Consider the following 18,956-nt stretch of genomic DNA (forward strand, 5'->3'; position numbering starts at 1 on the left):
CGAATGGTGATGAAGTTATGGATGGAACAGATCCAAATGATCCATGTGACTATAACGTTTCCAGTCAGGTAATAGCAAACGTTGGAGCTATGTGGAATACTGCCGATTGTGATGGCGATGGTGTGACCAATGGTGACGAAACCACCGACGGAACGAATGTGAACGATCCATGTGATTACACAGCGGGAAGTATCACACTACCTCAGGGAGGTGATTGGAATGCCGCTGATTGTGACGGTGATGGTGTGACCAATGGTGATGAGGTCACTGATGGTACAGACCCGGATAACCCTTGTGATCTTAATTTGGCAAGTCAAACAGTAGCGCCCTCTGCTACCTGGAATAGTGCCGATTGTGACGAAGATGGAGTTCCGAATGGTGATGAAGTTATGGATGGAACAGATCCAAATGATCCATGTGACTATAACGTTTCCAGTCAGGTAATAGCAAACGTTGGAGCTATGTGGAATACTGCCGATTGTGATGGCGATGGTGTGACCAATGGTGACGAAACCACCGACGGAACGAATGTGAACGATCCATGTGATTACACAGCGGGAAGTATCACACTACCTCAGGGAGGTGATTGGAACGCTGCCGATTGTGATGGCGATGGAGTAATTAATAGTGATGAAGTTACTGATGGTACGAATCCGCATGATCCATGTGATCTTGATTTGTCAAGTCAAACAGTAGCACCTTCTGCCACCTGGAATAGTGCTGATTGTGATGGAGATGGAGTTACGAATGGTGATGAACTTACGGATGGTACAGACCCGAATAGTCCGTGTGATCATGATGCGTCAAGTATTACTTTACCACAAAATGGTCTCTGGAGTTCCGCGGACTGTGATGGGGATGGCGTAACGAATGGCGATGAAGTTACCGATGGCACAGATCCGAATAATCCTTGCGATTACACAGCTGGAAGTATCACACTACCTCAGGGAGGTGATTGGAACGCTACCGATTGTGATGGAGATGGAGTTACGAATGGTGATGAAGTTACTGATGGTACGAATCCAAATGATCCATGTGATTATACAGCTGCAAGTAGTACACTTCCTCAGGGGGGATTATGGAATAGTGCTGACTGTGATGGCGATGGTGTGACCAATGGTGATGAAATTACAGATGGTACTGATCCGAATAATCCATGTGATTATATGACTGAGAGTATCGTCCTTCCACAAGGTGGAGTATGGAATGCTGCTGATTGCGATGGGGATGGAGTTACAAATGGTGATGAAGTTACGGGAGGTACAGATCCGAATAATCCGTGTGATTATGCAACAGGAAGTATAACACTGCCTCAGGGAGGTGGTTGGAATGCTGCTGATTGTGATGGCGATGGTATAACGAATGGAGAAGAGGTATCCGGAGGTTCGAATCCGAATGATGCATGTGACCCTAACCCTTGTGGTATTGACATTCCTAATGCCTTTACTCCGGATGGAGACGGAATAAATGATGTCTGGGTGATTGACGGAATCGAAAAGTATCCGGATAACGTGTTAGTCGTGTATAACCGTTGGGGGAATGTAGTCTTCTCAGCAGACGGGTATTTGAATACCTGGAACGGTGAATCAAATAGTAAGTTGAATGTAGGAGGCGAAGAACTTCCGACAGGAACCTATTACTATGTGATCGATACAAAAGACGATACAGTTGGTGTAGTAAAAGGATATGTCTACATCCAACGATAAGAATAAAGATTCTTCAAATTGAAAATAAAAGAAATGAAAAGAATTAAGTTTTTAGTGGGGATTATAACACTGGTGCTTCTTGGAAGCACCGGTGCCACCGCACAGCAGGACCCACATTATACGCAGTATTTTGATAATATGTTGTTTATCAACCCTGCGTACGCCGGAAGTAATGGTATGTTAAATGTTACGGGAATTCACCGTGAACAATGGGTAGGATTTGACGGGCGACCCCGTTCATCTACACTCAGTATTCACTCACCTTTGTCTTATGAGTCCGTAGGGCTGGGATTGACAGCCGTAAACGACAACATCGGACCGATGAATCAGACTATGTTTTATGCTGATTTCTCGTACACACTAAAATTCAAGAATCATAAAGGGAAGCTTGCTTTTGGACTAAAAGGAGGAATCAACCTGATTAACATTGGCCGGGAAGGGCTGAGTACCAATAATCCGAATGACCCGAAGTTATTACAGAACATTCGTAATAATGTTAACCCGAACTTTGGCTTTGGTATTTACTATCATACACCTCAGTTTTTTATAGGAATAAGTACGCCAAAAATTATGGAACAAAGTTATGACCAACTGAATACTACGAATTTGGAAAGACGCCATTATTTTGGAACTATCGGAGGTGTTTTTGCCGTGTCGGATAAGTGGAAACTGAGACCAACTTCACTCATTAAGATTACCGAAGGAGCACCGTTGAGTCTGGATGTATCTTTAGCCGCAATTTATAATGAAAAATTATGGTTCGGAGCAAACTACAGATTAATGGCTGCCTTTGGTGCTTTTGTACAGGTACAGCTTTCTCCTCAGCTCAAAATTGGTGTTGCAAGTGATTTTGGAACCCAGAAATTGAGAAATTATAATCACGGATCATTTGAAATCCTGTTGTCGTATGACTTTACATTCAAGAAACAAGGAATTCGTTCACCTCGCTATTTCTAACCTAACAAACAGACAAAGAAAATGAAAGCAATACTAGTAATTATAGCATGTGTCCTGTCATTGTCCTTGTTGGGACAATCCGGGAAATTAAAAAAGGCGGATAACTATTTTGAACGATTATCATACGCATACGCCGCTGAACTGTATGAAGAGTTGATTGGTTCAGAAGTGGATAGCCCTGAGCTAAAAAGTAAGTTAGCGTATAGTTACCTGAAAATGGATAATTATACAGAATCTGTGAATTATTACAGTCAGATGATAACTTCTTCGGAGGCTAAACCGGAGGATTATTACAACTATTCATACGTTTTGAAACAGACGGGGAATTATGCTGAAAGTGATAAATGGATGAATACGTATAGTAATCAGGTGACTGCAGATTTAAGAGGTCAGTTATTTTTGGAGAATACGGCATATAAGTCTAAAATTGAAAAAAATCAACCTTTCTTTTCTCTGGAAAATCTGTCTTTGAATACCTCCTTTGCCGATTTTGGAGGGTATTACAATTCGTCTCAGGATCAGGTTTATTTTCTTACAGCAAGAAAGAAAACGGCTTTTGTCAAAAAAGAATGGTCATGGGACGCCAAACGATTTCTTGATGTATACAAAGCTTCCGTGAACCAGGATCAGAAATTAGGAGATCTAGAGCGTGTTTCGAAAGTAAATACAAAATTTCATGAAGGACCGTTGACTTTTTCACCGGACGGTTCTACGGTGTATTATACAAGAAATAATATTGCATCAGGAAAGAAGCGTCGGGACGGGCAACGGATTCAGAATCTTAAAATTTATATTGCTAAAGTTGATGAAAAGGGAAAATGGGTAGATGAAGTAGAATTCCCGTATAATTCGACAAACTATTCAATCGGGCATCCAGCCATTACCCATGACGGGAAGACGATGTATCTGGTATCTGATATGCCCGGAGGATTTGGAGGTGCAGATATCTACAAAGTACAGATTCATGAGGATGGGACTTTCGGAGAGATGGTTAACCTGGGGAAAGAAATCAATACGGAAGGACAGGAAATGTTTCCGTTTATAGATAACGAAGGAAGATTGTTTTTCTCTACAGATGGTCATCCGGGATTGGGAGGGCTTGATGTTTTTGTAGCACTTCCTGACGGAGACAAAACAGGGAAGATTCATAATCTGGGATTACCCGTTAACAGTCAGTATGATGATTTTGCCTTTAGTATGTCAGATGATTTCAAAACAGGATTTCTTTCTTCGAACCGGGAAGGAGGAAAAGGAGGAGACGACATCTATGCGGTTCAATTAATTCGCCCGTTTGTATTCTCTATCACGATTAAAGGAACAGCAAAAGACAAAAAAGGAGAAAAAGTTCCGTTTGCAACCATCGAACTGAAAGATGATGCAGGGAATATAATAGGATCAGTAACGGCTGATGAAAATGGAGCATATTCTTTTGAAGCGGATTATGAAAAAAACTATGTTCTGGAAGGTACAAAGGAAGATTATTTTGACGGAAATAACCGGGCAAGTACCTACACCGACGAGCAGGTTGTCATAGCAGATGTTGTGTTGGAAAAAGATCCCGGACTGTCTTTGTATGCGATAATTACAGATAAAAAGACGGGGCAACCGTTAGAAGGAGTGCAGATTAATCTTGTGGATAACATGACGGGTAAATCCAAGAATATTACTTCTCCGGTAACAGGAGATTTCCGGGAAGCTTTGTTTGGTAAGAAGTTAAATGACAGGGGAAGTTATAATCTGGTACTCCAGAAAGAAGGTTATTTCTCTAAGACAGTAACCTATAATACATTATTTGATCAACCCGGTCAGTATGACATTCATGCTCTTCTTGATTTAAGCATGGATCCGGAGGTTAAAGATTTGTCCGAGATGATTCAGATCAACCCGATCAATTTTGATTTGAACAAATATAATATTCGTCCGGATGCCGCTACGGAGCTGGATAAAATTGTGGAAGTGATGAATAAGTATCCGAATATGGTCATTGAATTAGGGTCGCATACGGACTGTCGTGCTTCAAAAGCGTATAATATGAAATTGTCGGATAGACGGGCCAAAGCCTCTGCTGAATATATTAAAAAGAGAATTACAGGTCCTGAGCGCATTTATGGAAAAGGGTATGGAGAAAGCCGGTTGTTGAACGATTGTGAATGCGAAGGAAGTGTAAAATCGGATTGTACGGAAGAAGAACATGAAAAAAACAGACGAACTGAGTTTAAGGTGATCTCAACAGGAGATGACAAGTTAAAAGTGAGTAACTCCAGTACAGACAGTTTCTAAAAATTAGGTCGGTGACGTATGATAAGCTGATTTTGTTAAGTTAAAAGAAGAGGGGGTACTTCTTCTAATGTGGTAATATGTAGAATAATGATGTATAATGAAGCTTGTTATACTACTGCCTGATCAAAAAAGTAGCGGGATTCTTTTCCGCTACTTTTTGTTAGTAGAGATAAGTGAGGAAATTCCTAATTATATGCAGAGTCGCAACCGTCTTCTGTTTCAAAGGTTATTTTTGCATTTTCCAATCTTCACAATTATCAAATCCATCTACACATTTTTCGTCATAGATCAGGTGATCATACTGCCCCTGACAATTCGTGCATGTATAACAAGTGCTGGGTTCACCGCAACAGGAGTTATCCTTGTTGCAAGCTGTTAGTAATACTAGACCGGTCCCAACGGCGTTTCCCGTATTTTTGAACTATTTACTTTTGTTTGTGATTCCTGAGTTGACAACCTGTACTGCTTTTTGCATACGCTCCAGTTTGAAGACGATCTGTCCTTCCAGCTCGTTTAGTTGTTGGATGTAGGTTTTTACTCCCTTCTCATTTTGTGCAAGATGTTCAGCATGAAGCGTAATTTTTTTCCGTATGCCTTGCAGTTCTGTTTCGAAATGCTCACTAGCCGATTGTATGCGTTCATACAGGTACGAAAGATTCTGTTTCCGTGAAAAGATGCGGTCAAGCTGAACAATAAAACGGTCTGCAATTTCTTTTTGTTCTTTGAAACGATCCGACAATTCCGTAACCCAGGCAATATATTTCATCTTGACTGATTTTTTCTTGGAAGTGTCATAGGAATTCCGGTGTTTATCAAACTGATAAGCGAGTAAACTAAAATCAAAGCAGGCAACGGTAAACGAATGGAGAAAAGCTTTGGAAGCAACTTTCAGATGTTGTGTTAACTGGTTATGATCTGGTTTTGTTGTGTTGAATACGCGTATGTGGTGATCAATGGAGAGACTATTGTAATTAATCGGGGAAGTTAATACCAGTCCGTCCAGAGAACGCAAACGGGATAATGCTACGTACACCTGTCCGGATGCAAATGCCTTACCGGTGTCAATAACTGCTTTTTCGAAAGTTAACCCCTGACTTTTGTGAATCGTAATGGCCCAGGCAGGTTTGATCGGAAACTGGCTGAATGTACCGATAATTTCTTCTTCAATTTCACCGCTGATTTCATTGACTGAATACCTTTTATTTTCCCACTGATACCGATCCACAGATACCGACTTTGACCCGTCATTAAAACCAATGGTGATTGTATTCCCTTTGATGTGTTCTATTTTTCCGATTTTTCCATTGAAGTAACGTTGTGCTCCCGTAACATCATTCTTGATAAACATGACTTGAGCTCCGGTTTTTAGTTCCAGTTTGTGATCAATGGGATAGGAGTTTTCTGAAAATATCCCTTCTGTCTCCGCTTCAAAAAAGTGAGAGGGAGTATTCAGCTTCTCCATTTCTTTTTTGTTCAGGTCATCCGCCTGAAAATTATGTGTTGTAAGCTGAATGAAATTATCTTCTGAATCCGGTTTGAAATCCGGCCGGTAATAGCGGTTGAGTAGATCAATATCCTGACGGGTAACAGAATTGTTTCTGAGATTATTCAGTACGTTGATGAATACATCATCCCCCTGACGATATACTTTTTCCAGCTCAATGAAAACAGGAGGATTGGATCTGAGAACATGTGCGTCAAAAAAGAAAGGAGTCCGGTAATGTTTACTAAGAATATTCCACTCACTGTCCTGAACTACCGGAGGAAGTTGAAGTAAATCGCCGATAAATAACACTTGTACACCTCCGAAAGGTTTGACCTTCTCCCGTCTGACGTGTCGGAGAATCGTATCAATCGCATCCAGAAGATCGGCTCGCAACATACTGACTTCATCAATAATCAATAACTCCATGTTGCGAAGTACCGAGCGCCTTACCTCATTCATCTTTAAAGAAGACAGTAAGGAGGAGGGTGTGTGAATTTTACTGTTTACGGAATAGCTGGAAAAATTTTCCTCAACAGGAACAAAACCTCCAAAGGGGAGTTGAAACAACGAGTGCAATGTGGAACCTCCGGCATTGATAGCTGCAATACCAGTAGGAGCTCCAATTACCGTTTGTTTGAAAGTACTGTTGTAGATTTCCTTCAGGAAAGTGGTTTTCCCCGTTCCGGCTTTTCCTGTAAGAAAAACACTGGCATTGGTGGTATTGATAAATTGGGTTGCAAACTCAACATTTGTACTCATTTTATCTTCTTATTCCTGATTTTCTGTTTCTTTTCGTTCGCCTAACAACTTCACAAGATCTTCTTTATATAAGACTTCCTTCTCAATGAGTGCTGAGGCAACAAGGTCTATTTGTTCGCGATGCTCCTGCAAAAGTGCTTTTGTTTTTTCATAACATCCCTGGATAAAAGCCCTGGCTTCTTCGTCAATGAGTTTGGCAGTATCTTCTGAATAAGGTTGTTTCAGACTGTATTCATTTTGCAGGTCTTTAAAAGAAAAAGGACCGATTTTTTTGTTCATCCCGTACAGGGCAATCATAGAGTAAGCCAGTTGTGTAGTCCGCTCCAGATCATTTTGTGCCCCGGTAGAAATGTCTCCGAAAACAATCTCTTCTGCAGCTCGTCCGCCCAAAGTCATACAGATGGTATCTTCCAGCTCTTCATACGTATATAAATTCTGTTCCTTAGGCAAATACTGGGCGAATCCCAGCGCAGCTAATCCCCGGGGAATAATCGAAACCTTTACGAGTGGATGTGCATGTTTCAGGTACCAGCCACATAGGGTATGTCCGGTTTCGTGGTAAGCAATAATTTTCTTTTCTCTGGGAGAAATCAATTTGTTTTTCTTTTCCAGTCCACCTACCACCCGGTCAATAGCCGAATTGAAATCTTCCATTTCTACCTGTTCTTTCTTCTTTCGAGCAGCATGAAGAGCAGCTTCGTTACAGACATTCGCAATTTCAGCTCCGGCAAATCCGGGAGTCTGAAGAGCTAATTTTTTAGCATCAATATCTGTACCGAGCGTTAATTTCTTTAAATGCACTTTAAAGATTTCTTCGCGCCCGTTCAGATCGGGTTTGTCGATAAGAATCTGCCGATCAAAACGCCCGGGGCGTAATAGAGCACTATCCAGTAAATCAGGACGGTTGGTGGCGGCAAGAATAATAACTGTCTTATCACTACTAAAACCATCCATTTCTACAAGTAACTGGTTCAGCGTATTCTCCCTTTCGTCATTCGTTTGTGTTTTCGACATGCTGCGCGACCGTCCGATCGCTTCAATCTCATCTATGAAAATAATACAGGGCGCTTTTTCTCTTCCGTTTTTGAACAGATCCCGTACACGTGCAGCACCAACCCCGACAAACATTTCTACAAAGTCAGATCCGGATATGGAAAAGAAAGGAACCCCGGCCTCTCCTGCCATTGCTTTGGCCATCAGTGTTTTTCCTGTTCCGGGAGGTCCGGTTAAGAGTACGCCCTTCGGAATTTTTGCTCCCAGTTTTTTATACTTTTCGGGATTTTTCAGAAAGTCAACAACTTCCATTACCTCCTCTTTGGCCTCTTCCAGTCCTGCGACATCATCAAACGTGACATTTATTTTGTCCTTACCTTCTATCAACTGAGCTTTTGATTTCCCCGTGTTGGCAAAAGGATTAACCCCTCCGCTGCCGCCTCCGGACATTCTTCTGAACACAAATAGCCAGATGGCAACAATAATTACAACGGGTAGTAACCACGAAAAAATAGTGCCAAACCAGTTTTCCCGTTTTTCAAAAGTGGCACTGATCTTTTCTTCCGGAGGAAAATCTTGTTGAGCATCTTCCAGTTGTTGCTGGAAAAAATCAACCGAGCCAATCGTAAATACGTATTGAGGCCCTTTTGCGTGTTCTTTTACTTTTTTATGTTCTTCTTTTTGAAGTGCTTCTTTTGTCAGGTAGACTTCAACCGATTCATTGTTTACTACAACTATTTTTTGAACCTCTCCATCGTTCAGCATTTCCGACCGGAAGGTTTTCCAGTCTGTTTCTTTTGGTGAAAGCGATGTGTTCAGGTACGAGTAACCGAAAAAGATGACCAGAATAATAACGTATACCCAGATAAAGTTAAACTTTGGTGTCGGGTTAAAAGGAGTTCGGTTTTTGGAGGTATTATTCTGACTCATATTTTTTGTTTCTTCTGCGAATGTAAAAAGAGGGCTGCTCTGATTAACTGACTTTCGTCAGTAACAAAAGAGCCACTCGAAATCAAGTGGCTCTAACTTACTAAATATATCTGAATTTACTTGGGACTTTCCGACGTTTTTGCCGGTGTTGCCTTTTTCATTTCACTGCGTTGAACAGGTACCATCTTAACCTCTTTCTTCAATCCCTGACTTTCCGTTTTTGTAACCGGCTTTTTAGCAGATGTTTCATTGCGAACCGGCTCCTGTTTTTTCACCTTTTCTTTTTCTTGTCCGAAAGTAATTCCGGCACTTGTTAGTATTGCAGCGAGAGCGAAAAATTTTATTGTCTTCATAGTTTATTCTTTTACGAGATACAAGTTACTATTTTTTTTCATAATCGGTAAACAATCTGGCATTATTTACGTTTAGGAGCAGGTTTTACTTTTCCTTCTTTTCCGTGACCTTCACCCTTTTCCGGATGATGCATGTGTTCTTTTTTATGTTCAGCCTGTTTTTTTTCACGCATTTCCTGCATCTTTTTTTGCTGTTCGGGAGTAAGAATAGTCTTTATGGCCTGCTTTTCTTCTTCTTTGACCTGTTTCATTTGTTCAAGAAGTGCTTTGCGTTTCTCCATAGCTTCCTTATGGATTGCACGCATTTTAGCGGATTGATCAGGAGTTAACTCCAACTCCGTTTCCATTTTTTCGAACCTTTTCTCCATACGTTCTTCATGGGGTACTTTTTCTTTTTTTTCCTGGGCGTTTACATTACCAATCAGTAACCCAAAAGTTGCTATGCTTAATACGATTAACTTTTTCATATCCTGAATTTTAATTGTTTTACAGTAAGATACAAGAAAATATCGTGCCAAACTTTTCCGTAACTTAGTAATTAACTATTTTTAACAATGCTTAGAGTCTACAGATATATCTATCTTCTTTTCCTGATTTTGTTGGGGTGTCAGACAAAAACTCCTCTGGAAAAAGTGTTGAGTTATCCTCCGGATGTTACGAAAATCAACCTGAGTTATTCCTTTATGGATAGTTTACCCGGAGAGATTGGAATTTATTCAGAGTTAAGAGTACTGCGTTTATTCAGGAACAGATTTGTTACGCTTCCTGAAGAGATTGGTAATCTGAAAAAGTTGGAAACCCTGATTCTGAGCTCTAATAATCTGGAAAAGCTTCCTGCATCAATTGGAAATCTGATAAATGTAAATGAATTGTCTTTACAGTATAATAACCTGCGATCACTACCTGCAGAAATCGGAAAGATGAAAAAGATCGAACTCCTGCGGTTGAATAATAATGAGCTGGATTCGCTACCGGATGAGATCTGTGAACTGGAAAATCTGAAATATCTTTATTTGGGAAGAAATAACCTGAGAAAACTTCCCGATAGTATAGGTAAACTCAAAAATCTACGCATTTTAGATATTGGTCTGAACCATCTTACAGAATTGCCGGAGAGTATCGGAGAGTTGGAAAATCTTACCGAATTACACGTAAACAGTAGCGGACCGTTATTGGATTTACCGGAATCTCTATGTTATCTCAGGTCGCTTGAATTGGTCTATGTTGATCCGGTTATACGTGTTCCGAATTGTATGCTTACACGACGTACGGGGCGTTTTTCTCTCATAGTAAAGTAAAATATCTTTACTTTTGCCGGCAAATTTGGCGTATGAGAAGAGTTGTGATTACGGGAACAGGTGTTTTATCACCGATAGGAAATGATGTGAAAACTTTTTGGGAGAACTGTCTGAATGGTGTGAATGGAGTAGGGCCGATTACCAAATTTGACGCTTCAAAATTCAAAACACAGTTTGCCTGTGAAGTAAAGGACTTTGATCCGCTATCATTCATGGATCGAAAGGATGTAAGAAAATATGATAATTTTACTCTCTATGCACTTTATGCTGTCGATCAGGCTGTCAAGGAATCCGGATTGGATTTTGAAGTGGCTGATAGAAGGAGAGCGGGGGTAATCTGGGGATCCGGGAACGGAGGCTTTGAGACTTTCCAGGATCAGGTACTGGAATTTGCAGAGGGAGACGGAACTCCTCGTTTTAATCCGTTTTTTATTCCCAAAGTTTTGGTAGATATTGCGGCAGGTGTAATCTCCATTAAGTACGGTCTTCAGGGACCTAATTATGCTACAGTTTCTGCATGTGCTTCTGCAACATCGGCACTGATTGATGCCTACAATCAAATCAAATGGGGTAAAAGTGAGATCATGATTACCGGAGGTTCCGAATCGGCAATTTGTGAAGCGGGAATAGGAGGTTTTAATGCGTTGAAAGCATTATCAACACGAAACGAAGATAGGGATACAGCTTCTCGTCCGTTTGATAAGGATCGTGATGGATTTGTAATGGGAGAAGGAGCAGCAGCATTTGTTTTGGAAGAGTATGAACATGCCAAAGCACGAGGAGCAGAAATTATTGCCGAAGTAGTAGGGGGAGGAATGGCAGCAGATGCTTATCACCTTACCGGAACACACCCAGAGGGAGAAGGAGCTGTAATAGGAATGGGAGAAGCTTTGAAAGAAGCGGGAATAACTCCGGATCAGGTAGATCACATTAACGCGCATGCTACTTCAACTCCTCTAGGAGATCAGAGTGAATTAATAGCAATTGAGCGTTTATTTGGTGAAAACCCGGGTCTGACAATTTCAGCAACCAAATCAATGACAGGACACTTATTGGGAGCCGCCGGAGCCGTAGAAGGTTTGATTACGGCACTTTCCTGTAAATATGATGCTATTCCCCCGACAATTAATACACAAGAAATCGAGGAAGAATTTTCCGGTAAGTTTTCTATTTCACTTGGAAAAAAGGAAGAACGAAAGGTAAATTATGCCTTGTCCAATACCTTTGGGTTTGGAGGACATATTGCAGCCGTTTTATTCAAGAAATTCGAAGAGTAATTTTTACAGGGCTAGTTTCTTTTTCGGGCGTAGGCTACAAACATGACCAGATCATAAGTAAAGTGGGCGGAAATACAAAACCATAGTCCTAAAGTATCTATGGAATAAGCGAGTATAAGGATAAAAGGAGTGATCAGAAGTCCGTATAGGTTGATTCGCCAGTTGGTGAAACTATAATAACCATGTAAGGCAACAAAAAGAAGAGAGGTGAGGAGTGGTCCCAAATAAAATTGTATTCCGATTCGAAACAGTAGCTCTTCTCCGATTCCGGCACAAAGGGACAGGAAAACAATGTCGACACTATTGAGATTCAGCTGCTGAAGTAGTTGTGCCTGTTTTATTTTTTCGTGTTTCAGAAATGGAGTGGACAACAGGAATATGGCAAAAAACGCATAGAGCATTCCCAGGTTTATTCCCAGAATAATATTCTTTAAAGATAAGTGATGCAGTTGGAAAAAGTCGGAAAAGCTCCACCCTTCAGCGTAATGCAAAATGAAATAAGCAGGAAGGGGAAAAAGCAGTAACGTTGCTGCTCCGATAAGATATATCCTGAACTTGTCCAAATTCTTGTACTTTTGTGCAAAAGTAATTGATTTAGTAAGCTAAAACGTTAAAAGAAGGACTGGAACATGAAAGAACTTGTACATAACTGGTTAGGAAGTTTTTTTGAAGCTGGATTACCCGAATCGGGAAATTCGATGTACCTGATTACCCTACTTATGTTTATAGCAACATTGGGGTTGAGTATATTGATGTGGTGGCTCACGCGTACTATTTTGCTGGCAATCATTCATTCTTTTGCAGAGAGAACTCGTACCCATTGGGATGATTTGTTAATTAAAAATCGGTTTTTTGCTGCTCTCGCTAATATTGTCCCCTTGTCTTTTGTTCATGTCTTTCTCAATATTACATTTTATGCATTACCAACATTTGAGAACTTCTTTTTGCGGATTGTCGATATTCTGATCTTATTAGTAGCCTTGGTTTCTGTTTCTCGACTTCTGGACACTATGCGTGACCTGGTAATGGAAAATGAACGCATGAAAGATAAACCGATTCATTCGTATTTTCAGGTCATCAAAATCGTTACTTCGGGAGTTTTTATTTTTCTGATGCTCTCTGTAGTAACCGGAAAATCTCCCGTCTTTTTCCTGACCTCCTTGGGTGCTGTTTCTGCTATTCTGATTCTGGTTTTCAAAGATACGATTCTGGGGTTTGTCGGAAGCGTGCAACTAGCTGCAAATGATATGATCCGTATCGGTGATTGGGTGACAATGGAAAAATACGGTGCGGATGGAGATGTGATTGAAATCAGTCTGGCTACGGTAAAAGTCCAGAATTTTGACAAGACCATTACAACGATCCCTACTTATTCGTTTATTTCGGATTCGTTTAAGAACTGGCGGGGGATGCAGGAGTCGGATGGTCGTCGTATTAAACGGGCAATCCGATTGAAAATGGAAGGGGTAAAGTTTGCGACACCCGAAATGATTGATCGGTTTAAAGAAATCAGAATTCTAAAATCTTTTATAGAAGAACGACAGGCACAGATTGAAGTGTATAATGCAGAGCACGGTTATGAAATGCAGGACTCACCATTAAATGGGAGAAGGCAGACCAATATAGGTTTGTTCCGCAGGTATGTAGAGTATTACCTTAGAAACAATCCGCATATTAATCAGAGCATGACGCTTATGGTGCGCCAGTTGGAAGCGGGGTCAGAAGGGTTGCCTTTGGAAATTTATTGCTTTACCAAAACCAAAGAATGGCTGGAGTATGAAATGGTTATGGGTGATGTATTTGATCACCTTATAAGTGCTGTACGTTATTTTGAACTGGAAGTGTTTGAAAGCCCGACAGGAAGTGATTTTAAGTCAGTCGGGAAATAATAGCTTCATGTCCGGGGAATAGCCTGACAAGTTCTTCTTTTTCAAATAATGTAAAATCGGTAAAGTCAAACCCCGGGGCAACAACGCAACTTACAAGCGCATAACTATTTTCTGAGTCTACGGACGATCCGAAAATTTTTTCAGCGGGAACTAACTGCTGAGGAGATGAGGAGTCTGTTCCAGAACCCAGTTTAAGTTCTGTATGTCCTGTTTCATCCAGAATATGTACGGTAAGATCGCTGCCTTCGTGATGAAACCATAATTCATCACTTTTAATCTTGTGAAAACGCGAAACATCCTTAGAAGTTAGCAAAAAGTAAATAGCAGTCATTAAACTTCTGTTTCCATTCCCGGTAGCAATTTGCAAATCTGCTCTGTAGGTTTCTCCATAATAACCGCCTTCCGGATGAGGTTGGAGGTTGAGTGTTTTAATCAAAAAGTCAATTCGTTCTTTCATCTTATTTCTGTTAGTTGAGAGCGAATACTAACCATAGTATTCCTGCTAAAGCGGCGAGACCTATTCCTGTTAGTATACTGTTTTGCAGCCGTTTTCTTCTGAGAGCCTTTTTCCTGATTTCTATTTTCAGGTAATACAATTCTTCGTCTGATATTTCCTGAAATTGAAGAAGAGTCGGATTATCAGGATAATGGGTGTCGTTTTCTTCGCTTCTGGATTTGCGCGAAGATTTCATGTCCCGGTTTTGTTTAATCCGGTTGTTCATGTCCTGTATATGTCCTGCTCCAAAACTCATGATGCGGATAAAAATAAGAATAAACGCGGGAGTGTAGACGGAAAGAATCACATAATCTTGTTCAATCGTTAGCAGGAGACTGAACCAACGAACGAAGCGATTTTCTGGTCAGTTTAAACAGCTGTGCAGTATATTTATTCAATTAAACCTGTACCTTTGCTGTATAAAAACTGAAGAAATGTCTGTTCACAGAAAACAAGAGAAACGAGTTACAACACACGTTTTACAGGAAATGAAAAACCGTGGAGAGAAAATCTCTATGCTGACAGGTTATGATTATTCAATGGCGCGTATTATTGATACGGCGGGAATTGATGTTATCCTTGTCGGAGATTCAGCTTCGAATGTAATGGCAGGTCATGAAACCACACTGCCGATAACTCTTGATCAGATGATTTATCACGCATCTTCAGTAGTGCGTGCTGTTCAGCGCGCATTGGTTGTCGTAGATATGCCTTTTGGAAGTTATCAGGGGAATTCCAAAGAAGCTCTTTCAAATGCTATTCGCATCATGAAAGAATCCGGAGGACACGCTGTGAAACTTGAGGGGGGAAAAGAAATTAAAGAATCTATCGAACGTATTCTAACAGCGGGAATTCCTGTTATGGGACACCTTGGACTTACTCCGCAGTCCATCTATAAATTCGGTACCTATGTGGTACGGGCAAAGGAAGATGATGAAGCAAAACGTTTGATTGAAGACGCAAAAATGCTGGAAGAAACCGGTTGTTTTGCTATCGTTTTGGAAAAAATACCGGCTGATCTGGCTGCGAGAGTAGCGAAAGAGGTGACCATTCCGATTATTGGTATCGGAGCCGGAGGAGGAGTTGACGGACAAGTGTTGGTTGTTCATGATATGTTGGGAATCAATAATGAGTTCAATCCGCGTTTCCTTAGAAAATACGCAAACCTTCACGAGGAGATGTTAGGTGCTTTTCAACGGTATATTGAAGATGTGAAAGCCGTTGACTTCCCGAATGAAAACGAATCCTATTAAAAAAGGAAAATGGAAGTTCTGTACGAAGATAATCACCTTATCATCGTGAATAAAGCGGCGGGTGAGATTGTTCAGGGAGATAAAACAGGAGATGTTCCCCTGAGTGATAAAGTGAAAGAATACATCCGCCTTAAGTACGACAAACCGGGAGCTGTTTTTTTGGGAGTTGTTCATCGTCTGGATCGTCCGGTTTCGGGAATCGTATTGTTTGCCCGAACCAGTAAGGCGCTGGAGAGAATGAACAAAAAATTCAGAGAAAAGGATGTCTCAAAAAAATACTGGGCAATTGTAGAGAAAGCTCCGGATGCAGAATCTGCTACGCTTGAGAACTACTTGAAGAAGAATCCGGAGAAGAATAAGTCTTTTGTTCAGAAAGATGATAAACAGGGGGCTAAACTAAGTAAACTATCGTACAAAGTTGTGGATCGCTCAGACAGATACACATTGTTAGAGGTAGAGCTACATACGGGGAGACACCATCAGATCCGGGTACAGCTTTCTACTATGGGGTGTGTCATCAAGGGAGATCTGAAATACGGTGCTAAACGTTCTAATGAAGACGCCTCTATTCATCTTCACGCACGCGAACTTTCGTTTGTCCATCCGGTTTCCAAAGAGAATATAAAAGTAATTGCCCCGGTTCCCCAACACGATACGTTGTGGAAGTTTTTTGAACAAAGAGCAAAATAAGAAGAGGTAATTTATTCAAGATACCTTTGTTTCACCTCTAATTCCTGTTTTCATTCCACACATATTCCTTAAATTTACGATCTGAATTTAGAAACAAGGAATATACATGAAGATTTCACTCAACTGGCTGAAGGATTATATTGCAATTGATTTGGCTCCTGAACGTATTGATAGAATTTTAACAGATACAGGACTGGAAGTTGAAGGTGTCGAAAAAATAGAAGCAGTCAAAGGTGGATTACAGGGAGTGGTAATCGGCGAGGTGCTGACGTGTGAGAGACATCCGGATGCGGATCGTTTAAATATTACAACCGTAAATCTGGGAGAAGGAGAACCTGTACAGATTGTTTGTGGTGCTCCCAATGTGGCAGCCGGACAAAAAGTTGTGATAGCAACAGTTGGTTGTACATTATACCCGAACCCTGACGAGCCGTTTAAAATCAAAAAATCAAAAATTCGTGGAGTTGAATCGCATGGAATGATCTGTGCGGAGGATGAATTGGGGATGGGTAAGTCTCATGATGGAATCATGGTGCTTGCTGCAGATGCAATTCCCGGTACTCCTGCTTCTGAATTCTTCAACCTGGGAGATGACTACCTGATTGAAATAGGATTAACACCAAACCGTGCAGATGCTATGGGACATATAGGTGTGGCGCGAGATCTGAAAGCCTACCTGAATGTGCATGAGAATGCTCAGTTGGAAATAAGCCTACCGGATGTTTCGGCTTTCAAGGTCGGAGAAGTAATAAATCCCGTTGCTATTGAAGTGGAGGACAGAGAAAGATGTCCCCGCTATTGTGGTGTAACAATTGAAGGAGTAGAGGTTAAAGCATCTCCGGAATGGTTACAGAAAAGATTGAGAACAATTGGGCTTAGTCCGATTAACAATATTGTAGACGTTACAAATTACGTTATGCATGAATTAGGAACTCCGCTTCATGCATTTGATGCCGGAGTCGTAAATGGAAAAGTGCGGGTACGTACGGCGAAAGCCGGGGAAACAATTGTCACGTTAGATGAAGAAGAAAGAAAACTTTCGGAAACGGATTTAGTGATAGCCAACGCTTCGGAAGCGATGTGTATTGCCGGAGTTTTTGGAGGGATACAGTCTGGCGTCAGTGATTCGACAAAGGCGATCTTTTTGGAATCGGCCGTGTTTAATCCTGTTTCAGTTCGTAAAACAGCGAGGGCAAACGGATTAAATACAGATGCTTCTTTCCGTTTTGAAAGAGGTGTTGATCCGGAATTGACGATGTATGCTTTAAAACGTGCTGCATTATTGATACAGGAAGTAGCCGGAGGAGAGGTCGCAATGGCTCCTGTCGACAATTATCCTGAGCCTATTAAGCCGTTTCAGGTAGCGTTCAACTCTGTGCGTTGCAATCAGCTTATCGGAGTAAACATTCCGGAGACAGAAATGGAGAAAATCCTTACAAATCTGGATATTTCGGTTGTTGAAAAAAATGATGCGGATTGGATGCTGGAAGTTCCCGCTTACCGGGTAGATGTACAGCGAGAAGCGGATGTCGTGGAAGAAGTATTGCGGATCTACGGATTTAATAACGTACCGCTTCCTGAAAAACTGAATACTTCCTTGTCGTACAGACCCAAACCGGATAAAGAAGGATTGAAAAATCAGGTAGCTGATTTGTTAGTCGGGTTTGGAGCGTTTGAATTATTGAATAACTCGCTTACAAAAGCAGCTTATGTGGAGGAGCTCGGGCAGGATGTTTTGCTTCCTGAACGACATGTAAGAATGCTGAATCCACTATCTAATGAACTGGACGTTATGCGTCAGACGCTTTTATTTTCTTCGCTGGAAGTAGTTGCGTATAACCAAAATCGTCAACGTTCAGATATCAAAGCTTTTGAATTTGGTAAGGTATATCATAAGTTTGAAAGTGGTTATCACGAAAATGAGCGTTTATTGATCGTGCTTTCCGGAAAACGAGAGCAGGAAAATTGGAACAGTACATCGGAAGCTGTTTCCTATTATACGATGAAAGGTTTGGTAAATGCTTTATTTAGCAGGTTGGGATTAGCCAATATGACAAGTGAAAAAGCGTTAAAAAACTCGCTTTTGGAAGATGGAGTTCAACTAGTTACCGGCAAACAAAAAACCGGAGAGATGGGGTGGATTTCCAAAAAAATGAAAAAGTATTTTGGAATCAAACAGGATGTTTTTGTTGCAGACCTGGACTGGGACGCACTCGTACGATCTTCTGTGATGAATAAGGTGAAATACACAGAATTGCCCAAGACACAGGCTGTTCGTCGTGATTTTTCTTTATTGCTGGATAAGCAGGTTACATTTGCTGAAATTCAGGATATCGCCAGAAAATCCGATAAAAAATTACTTCAGGATGTCGGACTCTTCGATGTATATGAGGGGAAAAATATGGAAGAAGGGAAGAAATCATACGCGGTAAGTTTTGTTTTTCAGGACAAAGAAAAAACATTGAAAGATGAACAGGTTGATGCCATTATGAATCGTATCCGGGAAGGACTGGAGAAAGAGTTAAATGCACAGTTAAGATAAATTTGATTAGAAAAACACTTGAAAATCCCGGGTATCTTTTGATGTTC

Annotated in this window: 16 protein-coding genes; 9 read left to right on the forward strand and 7 right to left on the reverse strand. The window is 40.9% G+C overall.

Translation table 11 applies throughout. From position 1 onward, the window contains the following. The 3 genes from AC4PL9_RS13745 to AC4PL9_RS13755 form a co-directional block, all read left to right on the forward strand. A partial coding sequence (locus tag AC4PL9_RS13745; protein ID WP_491605321.1) for a T9SS type B sorting domain-containing protein occupies positions 1-1,706 on the forward strand: 1,706 nt, incomplete at its 5' end. Between the two features lie 33 nt (positions 1,707-1,739). After that, a complete protein-coding gene (locus AC4PL9_RS13750) occupies positions 1,740-2,663 on the forward strand; it encodes a PorP/SprF family type IX secretion system membrane protein (protein WP_491605322.1) in 924 nt (307 codons plus the stop codon). A 21-nt stretch (positions 2,664-2,684) separates the two neighbouring features. Then, positions 2,685-4,943, forward strand: coding sequence for an OmpA family protein (locus AC4PL9_RS13755; protein WP_491605323.1), 2,259 nt, complete (start codon positions 2,685-2,687; stop codon positions 4,941-4,943). Between the two features lie 421 nt (positions 4,944-5,364). On the opposite strand, the gene AC4PL9_RS13760 is transcribed toward AC4PL9_RS13755, so the two are convergent. From AC4PL9_RS13760 to AC4PL9_RS13775, 4 genes are all read right to left on the reverse strand, one after another. Beyond that, positions 5,365-7,188 carry an ATP-dependent DNA helicase gene (locus tag AC4PL9_RS13760; protein WP_491605324.1) on the reverse strand — a complete coding sequence of 608 codons (1,824 nt, stop codon included), beginning with the start codon at positions 7,186-7,188 and terminating at the stop codon, positions 5,365-5,367. Positions 7,189-7,197: 9 nt separating this feature from the next. Further along, positions 7,198-9,111 carry an ATP-dependent zinc metalloprotease FtsH gene (ftsH, locus tag AC4PL9_RS13765; protein ID WP_491605325.1) on the reverse strand — a complete coding sequence of 638 codons (1,914 nt, stop codon included), beginning with the start codon at positions 9,109-9,111 and terminating at the stop codon, positions 7,198-7,200. A gap of 116 nt (positions 9,112-9,227) precedes the next feature. Then, positions 9,228-9,464: a hypothetical protein gene (locus AC4PL9_RS13770; RefSeq protein ID WP_491605326.1), complete on the reverse strand. Its 237-nt coding sequence runs from the start codon at positions 9,462-9,464 to the stop codon at positions 9,228-9,230. A 62-nt stretch (positions 9,465-9,526) separates the two neighbouring features. Then, complete coding sequence (locus AC4PL9_RS13775; protein ID WP_491605327.1) at positions 9,527-9,931, reverse strand: Spy/CpxP family protein refolding chaperone; 405 nt, start codon at positions 9,929-9,931, stop codon at positions 9,527-9,529. An 87-nt stretch (positions 9,932-10,018) separates the two neighbouring features. Between AC4PL9_RS13775 and AC4PL9_RS13780 the strand changes: the two genes are divergently transcribed. Continuing rightward, positions 10,019-10,762, forward strand: coding sequence for a leucine-rich repeat domain-containing protein (locus tag AC4PL9_RS13780; RefSeq protein WP_491605328.1), 744 nt, complete (start codon positions 10,019-10,021; stop codon positions 10,760-10,762). Between the two features lie 32 nt (positions 10,763-10,794). Further along, positions 10,795-12,039 (forward strand): beta-ketoacyl-ACP synthase II, encoded by a 1,245-nt coding sequence (fabF, locus tag AC4PL9_RS13785; RefSeq protein WP_491605329.1) that lies wholly within the window; start codon positions 10,795-10,797, stop codon positions 12,037-12,039. A gap of 11 nt (positions 12,040-12,050) precedes the next feature. Here fabF and AC4PL9_RS13790 read toward each other — a convergent pair whose 3' ends face one another. Continuing rightward, positions 12,051-12,602 carry a CPBP family glutamic-type intramembrane protease gene (locus AC4PL9_RS13790; RefSeq protein ID WP_491605330.1) on the reverse strand — a complete coding sequence of 184 codons (552 nt, stop codon included), beginning with the start codon at positions 12,600-12,602 and terminating at the stop codon, positions 12,051-12,053. Positions 12,603-12,668: 66 nt separating this feature from the next. Here AC4PL9_RS13790 and AC4PL9_RS13795 point away from each other — a divergent pair, with 66 nt between their 5' ends. Next, entirely contained in the window at positions 12,669-13,928 is a 1,260-nt protein-coding gene (locus AC4PL9_RS13795) for a mechanosensitive ion channel family protein (RefSeq protein ID WP_491605331.1), read from the forward strand. On the opposite strand, the gene AC4PL9_RS13800 is transcribed toward AC4PL9_RS13795, so the two are convergent. Both AC4PL9_RS13800 and AC4PL9_RS13805 read right to left on the reverse strand, forming a co-directional pair. After that, positions 13,909-14,385, reverse strand: a complete 477-nt coding sequence (locus tag AC4PL9_RS13800) for a cupin domain-containing protein (protein ID WP_491605332.1) — start codon at positions 14,383-14,385, stop codon at positions 13,909-13,911. The genes AC4PL9_RS13795 and AC4PL9_RS13800 overlap by 20 nt on opposite strands. Before the next feature lie 10 nt (positions 14,386-14,395). Continuing rightward, complete coding sequence (locus AC4PL9_RS13805) at positions 14,396-14,731, reverse strand: hypothetical protein (protein ID WP_491605333.1); 336 nt, start codon at positions 14,729-14,731, stop codon at positions 14,396-14,398. 127 nt (positions 14,732-14,858) lie between these two features. On the opposite strand from AC4PL9_RS13805, the gene panB reads away from it, so the two are divergent. From panB to pheT, 3 genes are all read left to right on the forward strand, one after another. Then, complete coding sequence (gene panB, locus AC4PL9_RS13810) at positions 14,859-15,677, forward strand: 3-methyl-2-oxobutanoate hydroxymethyltransferase (RefSeq protein WP_343789217.1); 819 nt, start codon at positions 14,859-14,861, stop codon at positions 15,675-15,677. A gap of 9 nt (positions 15,678-15,686) precedes the next feature. Next, the gene (locus tag AC4PL9_RS13815) at positions 15,687-16,367 is read left to right on the forward strand and encodes an RluA family pseudouridine synthase (RefSeq protein ID WP_491605334.1); all 681 of its coding nucleotides are present in this window, start codon (positions 15,687-15,689) and stop codon (positions 16,365-16,367) included. A 106-nt stretch (positions 16,368-16,473) separates the two neighbouring features. After that, positions 16,474-18,909, forward strand: coding sequence for a phenylalanine--tRNA ligase subunit beta (gene pheT, locus AC4PL9_RS13820; protein ID WP_491605335.1), 2,436 nt, complete (start codon positions 16,474-16,476; stop codon positions 18,907-18,909). The last annotated feature ends 47 nt before the right edge of the window (positions 18,910-18,956 follow it).

The sequence above is a fragment of the Wandonia sp. genome, from assembly GCF_984588085.1.